At 67.2% G+C, this 19969-nt stretch carries 19 protein-coding genes; 13 read left to right on the top strand and 6 right to left on the bottom strand.

Annotated elements, in window-relative coordinates:
* Positions 1 to 475 precede the first annotated feature (475 nt).
* From H0X90_RS12445 to H0X90_RS12430, 4 genes are all read left to right on the top strand, one after another.
* The gene (locus H0X90_RS12445; RefSeq protein WP_006489994.1) at positions 476 to 1114 is read left to right on the top strand and encodes a MarR family winged helix-turn-helix transcriptional regulator; all 639 of its coding nucleotides are present in this window, start codon (positions 476 to 478) and stop codon (positions 1112 to 1114) included.
* Between the two features lie 28 nt (positions 1115 to 1142).
* Positions 1143 to 1853: a glutamine amidotransferase gene (locus H0X90_RS12440; protein WP_048988798.1), complete on the top strand. Its 711-nt coding sequence runs from the start codon at positions 1143 to 1145 to the stop codon at positions 1851 to 1853.
* A gap of 210 nt (positions 1854 to 2063) precedes the next feature.
* Positions 2064 to 3176, top strand: coding sequence for an NADH:flavin oxidoreductase/NADH oxidase (locus H0X90_RS12435; RefSeq protein WP_077190311.1), 1113 nt, complete (start codon positions 2064 to 2066; stop codon positions 3174 to 3176).
* A 177-nt stretch (positions 3177 to 3353) separates the two neighbouring features.
* Positions 3354 to 3884, top strand: coding sequence for an SET domain-containing protein (locus H0X90_RS12430; RefSeq protein ID WP_006491632.1), 531 nt, complete (start codon positions 3354 to 3356; stop codon positions 3882 to 3884).
* Between the two features lie 153 nt (positions 3885 to 4037).
* Here H0X90_RS12430 and H0X90_RS12425 read toward each other — a convergent pair whose 3' ends face one another.
* Positions 4038 to 5522 carry a sensor histidine kinase gene (locus tag H0X90_RS12425; protein ID WP_012492237.1) on the bottom strand — a complete coding sequence of 495 codons (1485 nt, stop codon included), beginning with the start codon at positions 5520 to 5522 and terminating at the stop codon, positions 4038 to 4040.
* A gap of 120 nt (positions 5523 to 5642) precedes the next feature.
* Positions 5643 to 6335, bottom strand: coding sequence for a response regulator transcription factor (locus tag H0X90_RS12420; RefSeq protein ID WP_006401494.1), 693 nt, complete (start codon positions 6333 to 6335; stop codon positions 5643 to 5645).
* A 122-nt stretch (positions 6336 to 6457) separates the two neighbouring features.
* Here H0X90_RS12420 and H0X90_RS12415 point away from each other — a divergent pair, with 122 nt between their 5' ends.
* Positions 6458 to 6688 carry a DUF3717 domain-containing protein gene (locus H0X90_RS12415; protein WP_006401493.1) on the top strand — a complete coding sequence of 77 codons (231 nt, stop codon included), beginning with the start codon at positions 6458 to 6460 and terminating at the stop codon, positions 6686 to 6688.
* A 92-nt stretch (positions 6689 to 6780) separates the two neighbouring features.
* Here the strand turns inward: H0X90_RS12415 and H0X90_RS12410 are convergent, their stop codons facing one another.
* Both H0X90_RS12410 and phhA read right to left on the bottom strand, forming a co-directional pair.
* Positions 6781 to 7158 (bottom strand): 4a-hydroxytetrahydrobiopterin dehydratase, encoded by a 378-nt coding sequence (locus H0X90_RS12410; RefSeq protein ID WP_256097641.1) that lies wholly within the window; start codon positions 7156 to 7158, stop codon positions 6781 to 6783.
* Positions 7159 to 7249: 91 nt separating this feature from the next.
* Positions 7250 to 8143: a phenylalanine 4-monooxygenase gene (gene phhA, locus H0X90_RS12405; RefSeq protein WP_216352971.1), complete on the bottom strand. Its 894-nt coding sequence runs from the start codon at positions 8141 to 8143 to the stop codon at positions 7250 to 7252.
* Positions 8144 to 8282: 139 nt separating this feature from the next.
* Here phhA and H0X90_RS12400 point away from each other — a divergent pair, with 139 nt between their 5' ends.
* Entirely contained in the window at positions 8283 to 8768 is a 486-nt protein-coding gene (locus H0X90_RS12400; protein WP_006408082.1) for an Lrp/AsnC family transcriptional regulator, read from the top strand.
* 66 nt (positions 8769 to 8834) lie between these two features.
* Here the strand turns inward: H0X90_RS12400 and H0X90_RS12395 are convergent, their stop codons facing one another.
* Both H0X90_RS12395 and H0X90_RS12390 read right to left on the bottom strand, forming a co-directional pair.
* Positions 8835 to 9368, bottom strand: coding sequence for a class IV adenylate cyclase (locus H0X90_RS12395; protein WP_011546816.1), 534 nt, complete (start codon positions 9366 to 9368; stop codon positions 8835 to 8837).
* 204 nt (positions 9369 to 9572) lie between these two features.
* Positions 9573 to 10472, bottom strand: a complete 900-nt coding sequence (locus H0X90_RS12390; RefSeq protein ID WP_041489277.1) for a LysR family transcriptional regulator — start codon at positions 10470 to 10472, stop codon at positions 9573 to 9575.
* Between the two features lie 188 nt (positions 10473 to 10660).
* On the opposite strand from H0X90_RS12390, the gene H0X90_RS12385 reads away from it, so the two are divergent.
* The 7 genes from H0X90_RS12385 to H0X90_RS12355 all read left to right on the top strand — a co-directional run bounded on the left by H0X90_RS12385 (position 10661) and on the right by H0X90_RS12355 (position 19826).
* A complete protein-coding gene (locus H0X90_RS12385; protein ID WP_077190308.1) occupies positions 10661 to 12346 on the top strand; it encodes a GMC family oxidoreductase in 1686 nt (561 codons plus the stop codon).
* 438 nt (positions 12347 to 12784) lie between these two features.
* Positions 12785 to 13564 carry an ABC transporter ATP-binding protein gene (locus H0X90_RS12380; RefSeq protein ID WP_006477266.1) on the top strand — a complete coding sequence of 260 codons (780 nt, stop codon included), beginning with the start codon at positions 12785 to 12787 and terminating at the stop codon, positions 13562 to 13564.
* Positions 13561 to 14316: an ABC transporter ATP-binding protein gene (locus H0X90_RS12375; RefSeq protein ID WP_077190307.1), complete on the top strand. Its 756-nt coding sequence runs from the start codon at positions 13561 to 13563 to the stop codon at positions 14314 to 14316. The genes H0X90_RS12380 and H0X90_RS12375 overlap by 4 nt, the downstream gene beginning before the upstream one ends.
* 77 nt (positions 14317 to 14393) lie before the next feature.
* Entirely contained in the window at positions 14394 to 15593 is a 1200-nt protein-coding gene (locus H0X90_RS12370; protein ID WP_006482735.1) for an ABC transporter substrate-binding protein, read from the top strand.
* A 132-nt stretch (positions 15594 to 15725) separates the two neighbouring features.
* A complete protein-coding gene (locus H0X90_RS12365) occupies positions 15726 to 16610 on the top strand; it encodes a branched-chain amino acid ABC transporter permease (protein WP_077190306.1) in 885 nt (294 codons plus the stop codon).
* Positions 16610 to 17587, top strand: a complete 978-nt coding sequence (locus H0X90_RS12360) for a branched-chain amino acid ABC transporter permease (RefSeq protein ID WP_006482714.1) — start codon at positions 16610 to 16612, stop codon at positions 17585 to 17587. Before H0X90_RS12365 ends, H0X90_RS12360 begins: the two co-directional genes overlap by 1 nt.
* A gap of 1081 nt (positions 17588 to 18668) precedes the next feature.
* On the top strand, positions 18669 to 19826 hold the full coding sequence (locus H0X90_RS12355; protein WP_077190305.1) for an ABC transporter substrate-binding protein: 1158 nt from the start codon (positions 18669 to 18671) through the stop codon (positions 19824 to 19826).
* Positions 19827 to 19969 lie beyond the last annotated feature (143 nt).

Genomic DNA, 19969 nt, shown 5'->3' with positions numbered 1-19969 from the left:
ACCGGGATTCGCTGAACGGCGCTCGGCGCCGTGTCCCGCCGAAATCGTTGCCAGGCGTCCTCAAAATCTGTGGATAACCCGATATTCCACTGCAAAGTCAACGCTCTGCAGGCGGGATAACCCGGTGGACCATTACCATGCGGCCGATGGCCGATTCGAACAGGACAATGCCGGCGCGCCCCGTTTTGTGGGCGCGCGACATTGCGCGCACAACGAAAAATGACGGTTATCCAGTGATTTTCCACAGAATGCAGGGGATAACTTAGCTGTGCGATTTTCCGCTCTCGCTTAGAATGTCGGCTTTGCGGACACCGGAACGACGCGTGTCTCTCCGGTCGCCGCGAACGCGACCGCCGCGTGTGCCTCGCGACGGCCGTGCTGACGCACTCGAGAGAGTGTGTCTGTTTTGAGATAGACATTCGATCTCCACACTACGGCTGCTCGGCAATCCGGGCGGCGGCAAAGCGAAAAGACTATGAGCGAAGGCGTTTACGGGAACCAGGCTGCGGGACGTGTGACCCACAGCTTGCTGCGGTTGAGCACGGCCATGCGGAGCGAGGCATGGGATTGGGCGGAAGGCGCTGGCCTCACGCCGACGCAGGGCGAGATTCTCGTGCTGCTGCTGCAGCGCAAGGGCCCGATGCGGCTCGGCGAGATCGCGCGCGAGACGCAGCTCACCGCGGCCACCACGAGCGATGCGGTCAGCACGCTCGAGACGAAGGGGCTCGTCGAGAAGCGCCGTGCGCTGGACGACGGACGCGCGCTGGCCGTGCGCCTGTCGGCGCGTGGCCGCACGGCCGCGAAGAAGGCGCTGCAATGGCCTGAATTCCTGACGAAAGCGGTCGGCAAGCTCGGCGCGGACGAGCAGGGCACGCTGTATCGCGCGCTGCTGAAGACGCTGCGCGAGCTGCAAGTGGCCGGTGCGACGCCGCCGCAGCGCATGTGCCTCACGTGCACGCATTTCCAGCCGGGCAAGCCGTCGAAGAAGACCGTGCATCACTGCGCGGCGCTTGACATCGCGATGTCCGACAGCGATCTGCGTCTCGACTGCTCGGTGCAGGAAGAAGCCGACGCGGCGACGCAGAAGAAGACCTGGAAGATTTTCGCAGGCTGACGTCCGTCGATCGACCGGGAGGCCGATGATGAACGCTGAAGTCGTGGCGATCCGCCACGTGCATTTCGAGGATCTCGGGAGCTTCGAGCAGGTGCTCGGCGAACGCGGTCGACGGGTGCGCTATGTCGATGTCGGATCGTCGCGGGTCGAGGTGCTCGACGTGCGCGAGCCGTCGCTGTTGGTCGTGCTCGGCGGGCCGCTCAGCGTGTACGACGATGCGCAGTATCCGACGATCGCGCCGCTGCTGGCGCTCGTGCGCCAGCGTATCGACGCGGGATTGCCGATCCTCGGTATCTGCCTCGGCGCGCAGTTCATCGCGCGGGCACTCGGCGCACGCGTCTATCCGGCCGCGCAGCACGAACTCGGCTGGGCGCCGCTGACGCTCACCGACGCCGGCCGTGCATCGCCGCTGCGCCATCTCGATGGCGCGACGACGTCGATGCTGCACTGGCATGGCGATACGTTCGACCTGCCGGGCGGTGCGATCCATCTCGCGTCGACGCCGGCCTGCCGCCACCAGGCCTTCGCCTGGGGGCAGCACGTGCTGGCGCTGCAATGTCATCCCGAGATCCGCACCGATCGCTTCGAACCGTGGCTGATCGCGAACGCCGGCGAAATCACCGCGACGCCCGGCGTCGACGCGCGCCAGCTGCGTGCCGATACCGCGCAGCACGGGCCCGTGCTCGAGGCGGCCGCACGGCACATGTTCGCGGAGTGGCTCGGCAGCGTCGGGCTCTGACGTCGCGGGCGGCTCCGCCCGCTGCACAGGTTCGGCCCGACCCGCATCCGTTGCGGGCCGGCGCCTCGCCGTACACCGCGCATTCCGCGTACTGCCGGCGCCCGGCCGGCCGTACCTGACCATCCGCTTACTGCCGATTGCGCCATCTGCACGCTTCAGGCGTGCGTGCTACGCTCGTCCGCTCTTCCCCTTTCCTGACGAGCGGCTTCCATGACTGCGCTGTTTTCTCCGTTCACGCTGCGCGGCGTGACCCTTCCGAACCGGATCGTGATTTCCCCGATGTGCCAGTACTCGGCCGAACGCGGCGAAGCGACCGACTGGCACATGATTCACCTCGGCCATCTCGCGCTGTCGGGCGCGGGGCTGCTGTGCATCGAGGCGACCGCGGTGGAACCCGACGGGCGCATCACGCATGGCGACCTCGGCCTGTGGGACGACGTGACCGAAGCCGCGCTGAAGCCGGTGCTCGCCGCGATCCGCAAGCATTCGCCGGTCCGTATCGCGATGCAGTTGTCGCATGCGGGGCGCAAGGCGTCGAGCGCGGCGCCCTGGGAGGGCGGCCAGCTCGTTCCGGTCGCCGATGGCGGCTGGTTGCCGCATGGGCCGTCGGCCGTGCCGCACAAGGACGGCGAGACGCCGCCGCTCGTGCTCGATGCCGCGGGCCTGAACCGCATCCGCGAAGCCTTCGCGGCGTCGGCGAAGCGTGCCGCGCGGCTCGGCATCGATGCGATCGAAGTACACGCGGCGCACGGCTACCTGCTGCATCAGTTCCTGTCGCCACTCGCGAATCAGCGCACCGACGAATACGGCGGCTCGCGCGACAACCGGATGCGGTTTCCGCTCGAGATTTTCGAGATCGTGCGCGCGGCGTTTCCGGAAGACCGGCCGGTCGGCGTGCGCGTGTCCGCGACCGACTGGGTCGAAGGCGGCTGGGAGCTCGACGATACGATCGCGTTCGCGCACGAACTGAAGCGCCGCGGCTGCGACTGGATCGACGTGTCGTCCGGCGGCGTGTCGCCGCTGCAGAAGATTCCGCTGTCGCCCGGCTACCAGGTGCCGTTCGCGCAGGCCGTGAAGCGCGCGGTCGGCATGCCGACGATCGCGGTCGGGCTGATCAACGAGCCCGCGCACGCGAACCGGCTGATCGAGGCCGGCGATGCCGATTTCGTCGCGATGGCGCGTGCGATGCTGTACGACCCGCGCTGGCCGTGGCACGCGGCGGCCGAGCTCGGCGCGCAGGTGACGGCGCCGCCGCAATACTGGCGCTCGCAGCCGCGCGAGCACAAGGCGCTGTTCGGCGACGTCGCATTCGGCCAGCGCTGAGTACATCGCGCAATATTGCGCGTGATGTTGAACGAAGCAATCTTGAACGTGTAGGATGCGGGTGATTCGCCGCATGCCCCGACGCGGCACCGACCGGTGCCGCGTTTTCGTTTTGCGCGGCGCCCGGCCGCGATCGCGGCTGCTTCCCTTCAGGTCGTCTTCACAAGGATTGGTTCGATGAGTTCACGCAGGATCGCGGTGCGCCGCTCGGGAGTACACGGCAAGGGCGTGTTCGCCGTGGCGCCGATCAAGGCCGGCGAGCGCGTAGTGGAATACAAGGGCGAGCGAATCTCGTGGAAGGAAGCGCTGCGCCGTCATCCGCACGACCCGAGCGAGCCGAACCATACGTTCTACTTCGCACTGGACGAAGGCGGCGTGATCGACGGCAAGATCGACGGCAACAGCGCGCGCTGGATCAACCATTCGTGCGCGCCGAACTGCGAAGCCGAGGAAGTCAAAGGCCGTGTGTACATCCACGCGCTGCGCGACATTGAACCGGAAGAGGAGCTGTTCTACGACTACGGCCTCGTGATCGACGCGAAGCTGACGAAGAAGCTCAAGCGCGAATACGCGTGCCACTGCGGTGCGGAGTCGTGCCGCGGCACGTTGCTCGCGACGTCCGACGAAGGCGGGAAGAAGAAAAAGAAGAAGGACAAGAAGGACGGCAAGTCGGCGTCCGGTTCGAAGGACAAGAAGCACAAGAAGTGATGCAGGCGGCAGCGCATCGCGCGCTGTCGTTGTCGTTTCAGCCGACGGTTGCCGCATCGTGGCGGCCCGTCATTCGCTTTCCGTCTTTCCGCTCCTGTTCCGGCGGGCTGCCCGGTCGACGGGCACGCGGTTGCCCGCCGAACATCGCGCCGCTCAGTGCGTCGGCGCCGCGGCCGGCGTTTCGCTGGCCGGCTTCTCCGTACGCGCGGCGAGCGGCACCCGCACCACGAAGCGCGAGCCGCCTTCCGGTGCATCCTCGTACGACACGGTGCCGCCATGCATCGCGATGATGTCGTGCACGATCGCGAGCCCGAGCCCGGCGCCCGTCTCGACGCCATTGCCGCTTTGCGCGTCGCCACGGAAGAAGCGCTTGAACAGGTCGGCCTGCTGGTTCGCGGGCACGCCGGGGCCGTTGTCCTCGACGACGATCTCGGCGGCCGGCTGGTTGCCCTCGAGCGCGGCACGCGCGACGTTCACCGTGATCCGCGCGCCGTCCGGCCGCGCGAGCGGCACGTACTTCAGCGCATTGTCGAGCAGGTTCGCGATCACCTCGCGCAGCAGCACCGGGTTGCCGCGCACGATCAGCTTCTCGTCGTCGCCCGGGTCGTCGCTGCGCTGGAAGCCGAGGTCGACATGCGACGCGAGCGCGCGCGGCACCCATTCGGCGCCCGTCTCGAACGCCATCGCCGCGAGGTCGACGTCGACGAAGCGCGCGGCCTGTTCGCCCGGCTCGGCACGCGCGAGCGACAGCAGCTGATTGGACAGCCGCACCGCGCGGTCGGCGGCCGCGCGCAGCTCGCGTACCGCGGCGAAAGTCTGGTGCGGGTCGCGCGCGACGGCCGCCTGCTCGGCATGCAGCTTCACCGCGGTGAGCGGCGTGCGCAACTGGTGCGCGGCGTCGGCGATGAACTTGCGCTGCGCGTCGAGCGCGGTCTTCAGACGGCCGAGCAGCGCGTTCATCGCGCTCGTCAGCGGCCGGATCTCCAGCGGCACGTCGGTTTCGTCGACCGGCTCCAGCGACGTGTGGGTCTGCCGGTTCAGCGAATCCGCGAGATGCGTGAGCGGGCCGAGCTGCTGGTTCACGACGCGCCACACGATCCCCCAGCCCGCGAGCAGCAGCAAGAGCAGCGGCATCATGATCGCGACGAGGAATTCGGCCGCGATCCGGTAGCGGTGCCGCACCGGCTGCGCGACTTCGACGACCATCGGCTTGCCGCCCTCGACGTCGTCGACGCGCACCTGCGCGACCCGCACCGCGCGATTGTCGTACTCGGCCTCGAACACGTACGCATGGTGCATGCGGCGCACGTTGATGCCCTGCAGCGGCAGTTTCGGATCGCCGGCGAGTTCCTGTTCGCCGTCGCTGATCCGGTAGATCAGCGCTTCGGCCGGATCGGAGAACATCGCCTGCGCGAGCGGCGGCACCGTGAACGGCGCGTCGGGGCCGGCGATCTGGATCTGTTTGGAGATGGCGGTCGCGAGATCGGCGAGCGAGCGATCGATCACGTGCTGCGTGTACTGCCACGCGAGCCAGTAGGCGATCAGGCCGCTCATCAGCGCGAGCATCGACAGCGGGGCGGCGAGGCGCCGGAGCAGCGAGCGGCGCAGGCTGGTGGTCACAGCCGGATCAGGAGACATTTCGACGGGCAAATGGATGAGCGCCGCTCACGGGGAGCGGCGCGGTCGTGCGCCGGGCGGCGACGCGCAAGCCGCACGCAGGCGCGCCGCGGCACGCGGCCGGCCGGCGCGCGGCGTCGCTCAGACGCTCGCCGTCTGGCGGATTTCCTGCAGCAGGTAGCCGAAGCCGCGCACGGTGACGATTTCGACCCGGCACTGCTCGAGTTTCTTGCGGACGCGGTGCACGTAGACTTCGATCGCGGTGTCGCCGAGATCGCCGCCGAAGTGCGTGAGGTGATCCTGCAACTGCGCCTTGCTGACGACGCGGCCGTGACGCAGCAGCAGCATTTCGAGCACCGCGAATTCGCGCGGCGACAGTTCGAGCGGCTTGTCGTCGTTGAAGATGCGGCGGTCGACGCCCGACAGGCGGACGCCGCCGAGCGACACTTCCGGACGCGGCATGTCGCTGTGCGGGCCGCTGCGGCGCATCACCGCGCGGATGCGCGCTTCGAGCTCGGCCGGCTCGAACGGCTTGAGCATGTAGTCGTCGGCGCCGGAGTTCAGGCCCTGGATCCGGTCGTTCAGCTCGTCGCGCGCGGTCAGCACGATCACGGGCGTGTGGCGGTTGGTCTGGCGGAAGCGCGTGAGCAGCGTCATTCCGTCGATGCCCGGCAGGCCGAGGTCGAGGATCACGAGTTCGTGGCGGTTCTGTGCCAGCGCCTGTTCGGCAAAGATGCCGTCATGCACCATGTCGACGGTGAAGCCAGCCTGCTCGAGGCTGCTCTGGATACCGCGTGCGATGGGGCGGTCGTCTTCGATCAGAAGGAGTCGCATGAAGTTCGCTCAAGTACAATGGGTTGGCGGTTCAGGCACGCGGACAGCACGACGCCGTTTCCACAGGGGCGCCGCCTCGCCTGACATCAAGCATGGCGGCCAGCGAACGATTAGATCCAATCATGTCCGATATTTCGATCCACGACCTAGAAGCCGCGATCAATTTCTGGCGCGCCCGCTCGCCGTCGAGCGGCGACGAACTCAAACTCTGCGAAGAGGCCAGCGCGCTTTCCAAGCCGTATGCGCTGCTGATTGTACAGCGCGAAAGCGCGCTGCAACTGGAAGGTTTGGACCCCAAGGCACGGAAAGCGTACGAGACTTACGTGCGCCTTAAGGATGGCTTGGAAAGCTGAAGGCTTTCGCTGAGTACATCCTAGAAAACGTTCATCGAAATGAAAAGTTGACGCGCCGCGCACCGAAAGACGCGCGGCGGTAGAGGCGGGACTCAGGCGCCGGGTTGCGCGTGCGTCGCGGCGCCGTCGATGAAACGCGCGAGTTCGATGTCGCGTTCGGTAAGGCCGTCGGCATCGTGGGTCGACAGCGTGACATCGACACGGTTGTACACGTTGAACCATTCCGGATGGTGGTTCATCTCCTGCGCCTTGATCGCGACGCGCGTCATGAAGCCGAATGCCTCGTTGAAATCGGCGAAGCGCAGGCGGCGCTGAATCGCGTCGCGGCCCGGCACGGCGGTCCAGTGCGGCAGGCCTTCGAGCCGGGTCTTGCGTTCTTCGGATGTGAGCTTGTGGATCATCTTGCACCTCTCGTTCGGTAACGGCGCCCGCACGCGGCTGCACCGCGCGGCGAGGCCGGCATCGTTCATTGTTTCATAGTTGCGGAAAGGGCGACGGGTGGGCGGCGACGGGCAGCCGGCCGCGGGCGGTCGGCGCCGCGGCGTCGCGGCGCCCGGTGCGTCACGCGTCGGCGTCGTCGGGCCAGCCTTCGCCCGTGCCGCGATGCAGCACGCGGTCGGTGTCGAGCACCGCGCCGGCCGCGAATTCGGGCAGCGCCGCGAGCCGGTCGGCCAGCGCGCGGCCGTCGACGTCGGCGAGCGCGAACAGTTGCGCGAAATCGTCGATCACGAAGTAGGTCTTCTGGAACGTGTCGATCCGGTACTTCGTGCGCATCACGCGCTCGAGATCGAACCCGAGGCGGTTCGGCGCCGCGCTTTCCAGGCTGTACAGGCTTTCGCCCTTGCTCGACACGATCCCGGCGCCGTAGATCGACAGCCCGTCGGTCCCGCGCGGGTCGCGGATCAGCCCGAATTCCACCGTATACCAATAGAGGCGCGCGAGCCGCGCCAGCGCCGCTTCGTCGTCGGCGACCGCGAGCGCGGTGCGGCCGTACGCCTGCATGTAGTCGGCGAACACCGGGTCGATCAGCAGCGGCACGTGGCCGAACAGGTCGTGGAAGCAGTCGGGTTCCTGCAGGTAGTCGAGCTGGTCGGGGCGACGCATCCACCAGGTGACGGGGAAACGCCGGTTCGCGAGGTGCTCGAAGAACACGCGGTCGGGCACGAGCCCCGGTACCGCGACGATTTCCCAGCCGGTCGCGGGCTTCAGCTGGCGATTCACGTCGGCGAACGACGGCACGCGATCGGCCGGCAGCTCGATCTTGCCGAGTCCGGCGACGAACGCGTCGCACGCGCGGCCGCGCAGCAAGGCCGACTGGCGCGCATAGAGCTGCTTCCACACCGCGTGGTCGACCTGGCCGTAGCGCTGCAGCGGCTGGTCGATGGTGAAATCGGCGCGGGTTTCGAGGCCCGCATCGAACTGCTCCTGCAGTTTCGCGGTGACGACGGTGGACATGATCAGGCTCTGCACGCTGTGGGTTGGGACCATGCAAGTGTAGAGCGGGCTGCACGCGGATTGAGCGCATAGTTGGCGTTGATTTGACGAATGATGCGATAATGACGCATCAAATCACGAATCAATGCGGAGAATGCTCATGCTGGAACTCGATCACTTCGATCTCGCGCTGCTGGACGTGCTGCAGCGCTTCGGTCGCGCGACGCATCAGCAGCTGGGTGAGGAGGTGCCGCTGTCGCCGTCGCAGATCGGCCGGCGGCTGCAGCGGCTCGAGGCGGCCGGCGTGATCGAAGGCTACCGCGTGATGCTGCGCCCCGAAAAGCTCGGGCTCGGCGTGACCGCGTTCACGAGCCTGAAGCTCAAGCATCACGGCGATTCGATCATCGAGCAGTTCCAGCAGCAGATCGACGTGCTGCCCGAAGTGCTCGAATGCCATGCGGTGGTGGGCGATGCCGACTACCTGCTGCGGATCGTCGCGCCGGATCTCAACGCGCTGTCGCAGTTCGTGATGAAGAAGCTGATGCGGGTGCCGGGCGTCGACAGCGTGCGCTCGAACATCGTGCTGACGACCTTCAAGCGCAACGGCGCGCTGCCGCTCGCGCATCTGGCGCCCGGCGCTGCGTGACCGGAAGGCGGCAGCGGCAGGGGCGCTGAAGGCGGGACGCGCGGCGCCGCCTTAGACGGGGCCGGATCAGGCCGTTTCAGGCTCGGTGTCGGCGTTCAGCAGATCGACGTACGCGACCGCGACGAGATCGTCCTGCGCCACGCCGAGCTTCGCGAACACCTCGTGCGCTTCCGCTTCGCCGCCGGCTTCGTCGTCGTCCGGGCCGAGCACGACTTCGAGTTCGATGAAATCGCCGAGACCGTCGACGCGGTCGAGATGGATGCGCGTGCGGCCCGCGAGGTACACGTGTCGCTCCTTCGTCACGATCCCGCGCGTGGTCAGCGCGGTCGCGAGCAGCGAATGCATCGCGTCGGGGTTCGTGACCGGGCTGCGCGTGTAGTACGACGCCTTCGGGCCGTCGCGGTCGTCGCGCTGGTAGAAGATCAGCTCGGCCGGCGTGCCGTCCTCGAAGCGGCGCAGCTTCAGCCGGCCGCGCGGCACGTCGTAGAAGAAATCCTGCTGGCGGTAGAACAACGGCGCTTCGGTCGCGAGTTGAGCCGCCTGTTCGCGCAGCCGGTCGAATTCGCGGGCGCGGGCTTTGATCTCGATGTTGCGGGCCATGCGGGTCTCCTTCAATCGGGGTCTCGCGGTGTGCGAACGCACAATCTAGCAAAAAGCCTGCGATGGTGGCGTGACGAGCGGGCGGGGGCGCGGCGACACGACGCGGGGCGGGCGAGGCGGTGATTCGGCCCGCGACGGCGATCCGCGGGATGCATCACGCACCGATACCCGATGCGCAATCGGCCGCATCGACATCAGCAATGCTCATATCGCCCACTGCGCTTCGATCAGCCGCAGCGCGGCCGCGATCGCCGGCTCGTCGCGCCGCGCGGCGAGCGTCACGAACGTCAGTTCGGTCGGCACCGTCACGGGTTCGACGATCGTCAGCGCATGCGCATGCGCTTCGGCCAGCGCGGTCGAATCGCGCGCGAGCGTCAAGCCGATCCCCGATTTGACGAGGTCGAGCATCGACTGCTCCTGGTCGACCTCGGCGACCTTCACCGGCTGCGCGCCGGCCGCCGCGAAACGTCGCGACAGCAGCCGGTGGTGCGCGGACGCCGGCGGCGTCCAGATCCACGGCAGCGCGGCGAGCGCCCGCCAGTCGTGCGCGCGCTGCACGCGCTCCTTCCAGCCGGCGGGCGCCAGGACGCGATATTCGAAGCGCGTGAGCGTGACGGTGTGGAACAGCGCGTCGTCGCGCGGCGAGTCCTCTTCGGGACGGCCGATGTAGTAGCCGACGTCGAGCGCCTGCGCGCGCACCTGTTCGATCACCCAGCCCGACATCCCGTGCCGCAGCGCGGTCTCGATCTGCGGATGGGTCTCGACCAGCGCGCGCAGGAAGCCGCCGAGCCGCAGGAAGCCCGGATCGAGGATCGTGCCGATCCGCAGCCGGCCGCGCACCTCGTGCCGCAGCGCGGCGGCGGCGCGCTGCACGTCGGCCGCCGCGGCGAGCGCGCGTTCCGCATGCGGCAGCAGCGTCTGCCCGTCGCGCGTGAGCGCGAGCCCGCGCGACGTGCGCGTGAACAGCGCGACGCCGAGCGTTTCCTGCAGATGCTTGATCTGCAGGCTGACGGCCGGCTGCGTGACGTGCAATTGCGCGGCGGCGCGCGTCAGGTTGCCTTCGCGCGCGACCGTCGCGAACGCGCGGAGCAGGGTGAGATCCATCGTCGTGATATGAGCGCGGCTTATAACGCAGTTCAGCATAACTCATTGGATCGGCGGCCGCGCGCGGGAGTACGCTTCATCGGGTCGCGGCGCGCGGCCTTGAGCGCGGCGCGCGACACGACGCACTATGCTGAACATGCGCGCGGCATCGCGCCGCGCGGCGCACAACAAGCAGAAGGGGACACGCCGTGAGTACTCAACGCACGCTCGAGGGCGAATTCGACTACGTGATCGTCGGCGCGGGCACCGCGGGCTGCGTGCTCGCGAACCGCCTGACCGAGGATCCCGACATCAGCGTGCTGCTGCTGGAAGCGGGCGGCAAGGACGACTACCACTGGATTCATATCCCGGTCGGCTATCTGTACTGCATCGGCAACCCGCGCACCGACTGGCTGTACAAGACGCAGCCCGAAGCGGCGCTCAACGGCCGCGCGCTGTCGTATCCGCGCGGCCGCGTGCTCGGCGGCTGCTCGTCGATCAACGGGATGATCTACATGCGCGGCCAGCGCGAGGACTACGACCACTGGGCGCAGGAAACCGGCGACGCCGGCTGGTCGTGGGACAGCGTGCTGCCGATCTTCAAGCGCAGCGAGGATCACCATGCGGGCGCGAGCGACGCGCACGGCGCGGGCGGCTACTGGCGCGTCGAGAAACAGCGGCTGCGCTGGGAGATCCTCGAATCGTTCGCGCAGGCCGCGCAGCAGACGGGCATTCCCGCGACCGACGATTTCAACCGCGGCGACAATGCCGGGGTCGGCTACTTCGAAGTGAACCAGAAGCGCGGCGTGCGCTGGAATACGTCGAAGGGGTTCCTGCGGCCGGCGATGGCGCGCCCGAACCTGACCGTGATCACCGGCGCGCATGCGCAGCGCGTGATTTTCGACGGTCGGCGCGCGGTCGGCGTCGAGTATCGCGGCGGCGGCACCGATTACGTCGCGCGCGCGCGAGCGGAAGTGCTGCTGACGTCGGGTGCGGTGAATTCGCCGCAACTGCTCGAACTGTCGGGCATCGGCGATGGCCGGCGGCTGCAGGCGCTCGGCATCGACGTCGTGCAGGATCTGTCCGGCGTCGGCGAAAACCTGCAGGATCACCTGCAATTGCGCATGGCGTTTCGCGTCGACGGCGTGCGTACGCTCAATACGCTGTCCGCGCACTGGTGGGGCAAGCTGATGATCGGCGCCGAATATGCGCTGCTGCAGCGCGGGCCGATGTCGATGGCGCCGTCGCAGTTGGGCGCATTCGCGAAATCGGATCCGGACGATCCCGCACTCACGCGCCCCGATCTCCAGTATCACGTGCAGCCGCTGTCGCTCGAACGCTTCGGCGAACCGCTGCACCGCTTCAACGCCTTTACGGCGTCGGTTTGCCATTTGCGGCCGACGTCGCGCGGCAGCGTGCACGTCACGAGCGCCGATCCGGGCAGCGCACCGGCGATCGCGCCGAACTATCTGTCGACCGATCACGATCGGCACGTCGCCGCGAACGCGCTGCGCCTCACGCGCCGGATCGCGTCCGCACCGGCGCTTGCGCGTTATCGCCCCGAGGAAATCCTGCCGGGCCCGCAATACCGGACCGAGGCCGAACTGGTCGACGCGGCCGGTGCGGTCGGCACGACGATCTTCCACCCGGTCGGCACGTGCCGGATGGGGCGCGCGGACGACGAACGCGCGGTGGTCGACAGCCGGCTGCGCGTGCGCGGCATCGCCGGGTTGCGGATCGTCGATGCGTCGGTGATGCCGTTCATCACATCGGGCAACACCAATTCGCCGACGTTGATGATCGCCGAGCGCGCGAGCGACATGATTCGTGCCGACCGCCGCGCGGCGCGCGAAGCGACGGCGGTGCGAACCGAGGCCGCGGTGACGGCTGTGTGACGACCCGCTGACACGCATGCCAGCGGGCGGTCATGCGAACGCCCGCTGATTCGCTATGCGAAACAAGCTGCCGTCACGTCCGTTCGAACGGCAAGATCCCTGCAAGCCGCGTCGTCGCGCGGCTTTTTTTCGTCGAGCGCGCGCGTGCCGGATCCCGCAGCAGGTCAACGCGTGATGATGCACGTGTCAAAAAAGCGCGGTGCAAAACCGCACGCAGTCGCGGCCGATATGGCGGCCAGCCCTATAAGTGCAAATCCCGATGATTGCACTGCACCAACGGCGCGACAATGTTCTGTAATGTGCATACGCGTCGGCGCGGGAGACCAACCCTCGAGGCGTACCACGGCGCCCGGGGGCAGCCCGCTGATCCGCTGACCTGTTCGCGGCCGCCTGCGCCAGGCATCCCGGTGCTTCGCCTGACTTCGTACGGAAGGGAACATGATTCTCGGCGACACGATTCTGGAAACACGCGGACTGACGAAGGAATTCAGGGGCTTCACCGCCGTGAACGGCGTCAACCTGCGTGTGCGGCGCGGTGCGATCCACGCATTGATCGGGCCGAACGGCGCGGGCAAGACCACCTGTTTCAACCTCCTCACCAAATTTCTGACGCCGACGGCCGGCCAGATCGTCTTCAACGGCATCGACATCACCGACGAGCGGCCCGCGCAGGTCGCGCGGCGCGGCATCATCCGCTCGTTCCAGATCTCGGCCGTGTTCCCGCACCTCACCGCACTGCAGAACGTGCGCATCGGCCTGCAACGCGCGCTCGGCACCGAATTTCATTTCTGGCGCAGCGAGCGCACGCTGAAGCGGCTCGACGATCGCGCGATGGACCTGCTCACGCAGGTCGGCCTCACCGATTTCGCGCACGTGCCGACCGTCGAGCTGGCCTACGGCCGCAAGCGCGCGCTCGAGATCGCGACGACGCTCGCAATGGAGCCCGAACTGATGCTGCTCGACGAGCCGACGCAGGGGATGGGCCATGAGGACGTCGACCGCGTGACCGCGTTGATCAAGAAGGTCGCGAGCGGGCGCACGATCCTGATGGTGGAACACAACATGAACGTGATCGCGGGGATCTCCGACACGATCACCGTCCTGCAACGCGGCGAGGTGCTGGCCGAAGGCTCGTATGCGGAAGTGTCGAAGAATCCGCTCGTCATCGAGGCCTACATGGGCAGCGCCGACGCGGCGCTCGCGGGGGCGCACGCATGAAGCACAGCGAACGGGAGGAACGCGAATTGAGCGGCGTCGAGAGCGGTACGCCTGCGCTGGAGATCACGGGCCTGGAGGCCTGGTACGGGGAATCCCACATCTTGCACGGTGTCGACCTGACGGTGCATCGCGGCGAGGTCGTCACGCTGCTCGGCCGCAACGGCGCGGGCCGCACGACGACGCTGCGCGCGATCATGGGCCTCACGGGCCGCCGCAGCGGGTCGATCAAGGTCGCCGGCCACGAGACGATCGGCCTCGCGACGCACCGCATCGCGCATTACGGCATCGGTTACTGCCCGGAGGAGCGCGGGATCTTCTCGAGCCTGTCGTGCGAGGAGAACCTGATGCTGCCGCCGCTGATCGGGCCGCGCGAGCATGCGATGTCGCTCGACGAGATCTACGCGATGTTCCCGAACCTCGCGTCGCGCCGGCAGAGCCAGGGCACGCGGCTGTCCGGTGGCGAGCAGCAGATGCTCGCGGTCGCGCGGATCTTGCGCACCGGCGCGAACCTGCTGCTGCTCGACGAGATTTCCGAGGGCCTCGCGCCGGTGATCGTGCAGGCGCTCGCGCGGATGATCGTCGCGCTGAAGGCGCGCGGCTACACGATCGTGATGGTCGAACAGAATTTCCGCTTCGCCGCGCCGCTCGCCGACCGCTTCTACGTGATGGAGCACGGCAGCATCGTCGAGCATTTCCGCGCGTCCGAACTGGAAGGCAAGATGCCGACGCTGCACGACCTGCTCGGGGTGTGACGCCGCTCCGATTCCCTTGCCGCTGGCCGTGGCGGCCCCCGAACAACCACAACGCATCAGAACAACAGGAGACGTCAATGAAAATGAAGACCCTCGCACAGGCCTGTCTCGCGCTCGCGACCGCCGCGTTCACCGCCGGCGCCGCCCACGCGGCGGATACCGTGAAGATCGGCTTCATCACCGACATGTCGGGGCTTTACGCGGATATCGACGGGCAGGGCGGTCTCGAGGCGATCCGCATGGCGGTCGCGGACTTCGGCGGCAAGGTGCTCGGCAAGCCGATCGAGGTCGTCTATGCCGATCACCAGAACAAGGCCGACATCGCCGCATCGAAGGCGCGCGAATGGATGGACCGCGGCGGCCTCGACCTGCTGGTCGGCGGCACGAACTCGGCCACCGCGCTGTCGATGAACCAGGTCGCGGCCGAGAAGAAGAAGGTCTACATCAACATCGGCGCGGGCGCCGATACGCTGACCAACGAGCAGTGCACGCCGTACACGGTCCACTACGCGTACGACACGATGGCGCTCGCGAAGGGCACCGGGTCGGCGGTGGTGAAGCAGGGCGGCAAGAGCTGGTTCTTCCTGACGGCCGACTACGCGTTCGGCAAGGCGCTCGAGAAGAACACGTCGGACGTCGTGAAGGCGAACGGCGGGCAGGTGCTCGGCGCGGTGCGTCATCCGCTGTCCGCATCGGATTTCTCGTCGTTCCTGCTGCAGGCGCAATCGTCGAAGGCACAGATTCTCGGCCTCGCGAACGCGGGCGGCGACACGATCAACTCGATCAAGGCCGCGAAGGAATTCGGCATCACGAAGACGATGAAGCTCGCCGCGCTGCTGATGTTCATCGACGACGTGCACAGCCTCGGCCTCGAGACGACGCAGGGTCTCGTGCTGACCGACAGCTGGTACTGGAACCGCGACGCGGCGTCGCGCCAGTGGGCGCAGCGCTACTTCGGCAAGATGAAGAAGATGCCGTCGAGCCTGCAGGCGGCCGACTACTCGTCGGTGACGACGTACCTGAAGGCCGTGCAGGCCGCCGGGACGACCGACTCCGACAAGGTGATGGCCGAGCTGAAGAAGATCAAGATCAGCGACTTCTACGCGAAGGGCTACATCCGCCAGGACGGCAGCATGATCCACGACATGTACCTGATGGAAGTGAAGAAGCCGTCGGAATCGAAGGAGCCGTGGGACTACTACAAGGTGCTCGCGACGATTCCGGGCGAACAGGCGTTCGGCACCAAGCAGGAAACGCGCTGCGCGTTGTGGAAGTAAGCGCTGCGTAGCGGCGCGCGCGAGTCGCGCGCCGCGCGGCGGCGGCCGCAGCGACGTGCCTGCTGCGCCGCTCGCGCGTGCTACGGCCGTAAGGTTGCGCACGCAACGAAACTCATTCTGACGGCTAAGTCGATGGACATCTTTGGCATTCCGTTGCCGGCGATGCTGAGCCAGTTGCTGCTCGGGCTCGTCAACGGCTCGTTCTACGCGATCCTGAGCCTCGGGCTCGCGGTGATCTTCGGGCTGCTCAACGTGATCAACTTCGCGCACGGCGCGTTGTTCATGCTGGGCGCGATGCTCGCGTGGATGGGCCTGTCGTATTTCGGGCTGCCGTACTGGGCGATGCTCGCGCTGGCGCCGCTGATTGTCGGCGCGTTCGGGATCGCGATCGAGCGCTCGATGCTGCGCTGGCTGTACAAGCTCGATCACCTGTACGGGCTGCTGCTCACGTTCGGCCTCACGCTGGTCGTCGAAGGCGTGTTCCGGTCGATCTACGGATCGTCGGGCCAGCCGTACGACGTGCCGTCGCAGCTGTCCGGCGCGACCAACCTCGGCTTCATGTTCCTGCCGAACTATCGCGCCTGGGTCGTCGTCGCGTCGCTCGCGGTGTGCCTCGCGACGTGGTTCGTGATCGAGAAGACGCGGCTCGGCGCGTACCTGCGCGCGGGCACCGAGAACCCGAAGCTCGTCGAGGCGTTCGGCGTGAACGTGCCGATGATGATCACGCTCACCTACGGCTTCGGCGTCGCGCTCGCCGCGTTCGCGGGCGTGCTGGCCGCGCCGGTGATCCAGGTGTCGCCGCTGATGGGCCAGCCGATGATCATCACCGTGTTCGCGGTGGTCGTGATCGGCGGGATGGGCTCGATCCTCGGCTCGATCGTCACGGGCCTGCTGCTCGGCGTGATCGAGGGCTTCACGCGCGTGTTCTATCCCGAAGCGTCGGCCACCGTCGTGTTCGTGATCATGGCGATCGTGCTGCTGTTCCGCCCGGCGGGCCTCTTCGGCAAGGAAAAATGATGCAGAGAAAAGTGCTCTACGGCGTGCTGCTCGCCGCACTGCTCGCCGCGCCGTTCATCGGCGCGTATCCGGTGTTCGTGATGAAGGTGCTCGCGTTCGCGCTGTTCGCGGCCGCGTTCAACCTGCTGATCGGCTATACGGGGCTGCTGTCGTTCGGCCATGCGATGTTCCTCGCGACGGCCGGCTATGCGACGGGCTACTCGATGCAGACGCTCGGTTTCACGCCGGAGCTCGGCGTGCTGGTCGGCACCGTCGCCGCGACGCTGCTCGGGCTCGTCGTCGGGCTGTTCGCGATTCGCCGGCAGGGCATCTACTTCGCGATGATCACGCTCGCGTTCGCGCAGATGGTCTACTTCATCTATCTGCAGGCGCCGTTCACGCACGGCGAGGACGGCCTGCAGGGCGTGCCGCGCGGCCGCCTGTTCGGGCTGCTCGACCTGTCGAACGACGTCGCGCTGTACTACGTCGTGCTGGTGGTGGTCGTGGCCGCGTGCGCGTTCATCGTGCGGGTCGTGCATTCGCCGTTCGGCCAGGTGCTCGTCGCCATCAAGGAGAACGAGGCGCGCGCGATCTCGCTCGGCTACGACACCGACCGCTTCAAGCTGCTCGCGTTCATCCTGTCGGCCGGGCTCGCGGGGCTGGCCGGCTCGCTGAAGGTGCTGGTGCTCGGCTTCGAGACGCTGTCGGACGCGTACTGGACGATGTCGGGCCTCGTCGTGCTGATGACGCTGGTCGGCGGAATGGGCACGCTGTTCGGGCCGCTGCTGGGCGCCGCGCTGATCGTGGCGCTGGAAGACCGGCTCGGCGACATCGGCGAATGGCTCGCGTCGACGACGGGCGTCGCGTGGTTCCATTCGCTCGGCGAATCGGCGACGATCGTCACCGGGCTGATCTTCATCGCGTGCGTGCTGGCATTCCGGCGCGGGATCGTCGGCGAGATGGTCGCGCGGGTCAAGCCGCTCAGGGCCTCGTCATGAGCATGCGGTGCGCGTCGCCGCGCGTTGATGCGAAGCACCATCCGGCACGCCCGGGAAGGGCGTCGCAGCAGGCTCCGGCCGGCGCCGCGCGGCAGGCTGGTGCCCCATTTTCGTGCGGCGATGCACCATAGGGGTAAATGCTAAGTTGTCGTGGTGCTTAAGCCTCTTTAAGATTCACCTTAGTTCTGATGCACCGCGAAACGAATTTGCAGGTGGAGAACGAGGAGACAATCGAGGCACAAAGTGCCCGGACCCCAAAGCGCTGTTGGACGGAATCCAACAGCGCTTTTTCATTTGCGTGCACGGATTCCTTCGATGGTGCATCGGCCCGCGTGACGGCCACTTCCCGCGTTTGCGTTCGCACCGCGTCTTTTCCGCGCTTCGCGCGTCCCCCGTTTTCCGTTTCCGGCGATTCGTTCGCAGACGCTGCGCAGTCCTGCACAGGCGCTTCGGGCTTACCCGGTTGGCGTGCGCGAAATGCGTCCGTTACACTCGGCTTTCGCCGACCGTGCGGTCGGGAAAATGGTCGGCAGTTCTCCTACAAGCACAATGCAGAAGAGGGAGTACGGTTGGATGAGCAGCGCAGCACGGTGGATCGGGGCAGGAGAGGCGGCAGGCGCCGTCCGTTCGTCATGGGGTGTGCGGTGGGTCATCGCGGCGTTCCCGAGCCGTTCCGCGGCCCGTATGCGCGTTCCCGCGCCCTCGCGGGTCGTTGCGCTCGCATCGACATCCGCGTTTGCGTCCGTATTCGCATGAGCGGCCGGTTTTTCGATGTTTCACCCGTCGCGGGCCTGGCCGCAGCAGGCCGGTTCGAGCTGCGCGCCGATCATCGATGCAGCCGCAACGATCACTCGCGCGCTCGCGCATTTCTTCGCTTTCTTCATCCTGACGACACCCCCGCTACGCATCGTGACGGTCGAACGATCGTTTGGGCCGGCATGCGGCGCGCGCCCGGCGTGTCACGGGAAAACGAGCATTGGCGGGGCAGGACGAGATAGTTAATTTATTAACTTGTTTTTGGGGACCGGGAGCCGCCCGAGCGACCCGTGGTTTTTTCGAGCAGCGTTTGGAGACAACGTAAATGAAGACGAATCGATGGATGGAGGCCCTGCTTGCCGCGGGCCTCGTGTGTGCGGCGGCTACGGCGTCGGCGCAGGTCAAGATCGGCGTGACGCTGTCGGCCACCGGCCCGGCCGCTTCGCTCGGGATTCCGGAAAAGAACACGATCGCGCTGCTGCCGAAGGAAATCGCGGGCAAGAGCGTGCAGTACGTCGTGCTGGACGACGCCTCCGACACGAGCCGCGCGGTGCAGAACGTGCGCAAGCTGATCGACGAGGACCACGTCGACGCGATCATCGGCTCGTCGGTCACGCCGAACTCGCTCGCGATGCTCGACCCCGTGTCGCAGGGCAAGACGCCGACGATCTCGCTCGCGGCGAGCGCGCAGATCATCGCGCCGATGGACGCGAAGCGCGCGTGGATGTTCAAGGTGCCGCAGAACGACCAGCTGATGGCCGACGCGATCGCCGGTTACATGGCGAAGCACGGCGTGAAGACGGTCGGCTTCATCGGTTTCGCCGACGCGTACGGCGACAGCTGGTACAAGACGTTCGACGCGGCGGCCGCGAAGAACGGGCTGAAGCTCGTATCGAACGAGCGCTACAACCGGACCGACGCGTCGGTGATGGGGCAGGTGCTGAAGCTGCTGGGCTCGAACCCGGATGCGGTGCTGATCGCGGGCTCCGGCACGCCGGCGGCGCTGCCGGCCAAGACGCTGAAGGAGCGCGGCTACAAGGGCAAGGTGTACCAGACGCACGGCGTCGCCAACAACGATTTCCTGCGCGTGTGCGGCAAGGATTGCGAAGGCGAGATCCTGCCGGCCGGCCCCGTGCTCGTGACCGACCAGCTGCCGGACTCGAACCCGGTGAAGAAGCCGGCGCTCGGCTACAAGGCCGCGTACGAGAAGGCTTACGGCGCGGGTTCGCTGTCGACGTTCGGCGGTCATGCGTGGGATGCGGGCCTGCTGCTGCAGCGGGCGATCCCGGAAGCGCTGAAGAAGGGCCAGCCGGGCACCGAGGCGTTCCGCGAAGCACTGCGCGCGTCGCTCGAAAGCGTGAAGGATCTGCCCGTGTCGCACGGCGTGATCAACATGACGGCGACCGATCACAACGGCTTCGACACGCGTGCGCGCGTGATGGTGCAGATCGTCGACGGCAAGTGGAAGCTGCAGGCCGAGTAAGCGCAAGCATCACGTGAAACCGGCGTGCGCGGCGCGAACGGCGCCGCGTGTGCCGTCGGCAGGGTAGCGCGCCTGACGGCCGCACCCGTGCTGCCTGGAACCACCGGGGCCCGCCGCATGGCGCGCGACGTGCCGATCGCGTC

Source organism: Burkholderia sp. 9775_39, assembly GCF_015712225.1.
GTDB classification, from domain to species: domain Bacteria; phylum Pseudomonadota; class Gammaproteobacteria; order Burkholderiales; family Burkholderiaceae; genus Burkholderia; species Burkholderia cenocepacia.
Note: the sequence above shows the minus strand (reverse complement) of the source record. Positions and strands in the feature narration are given on the sequence as shown.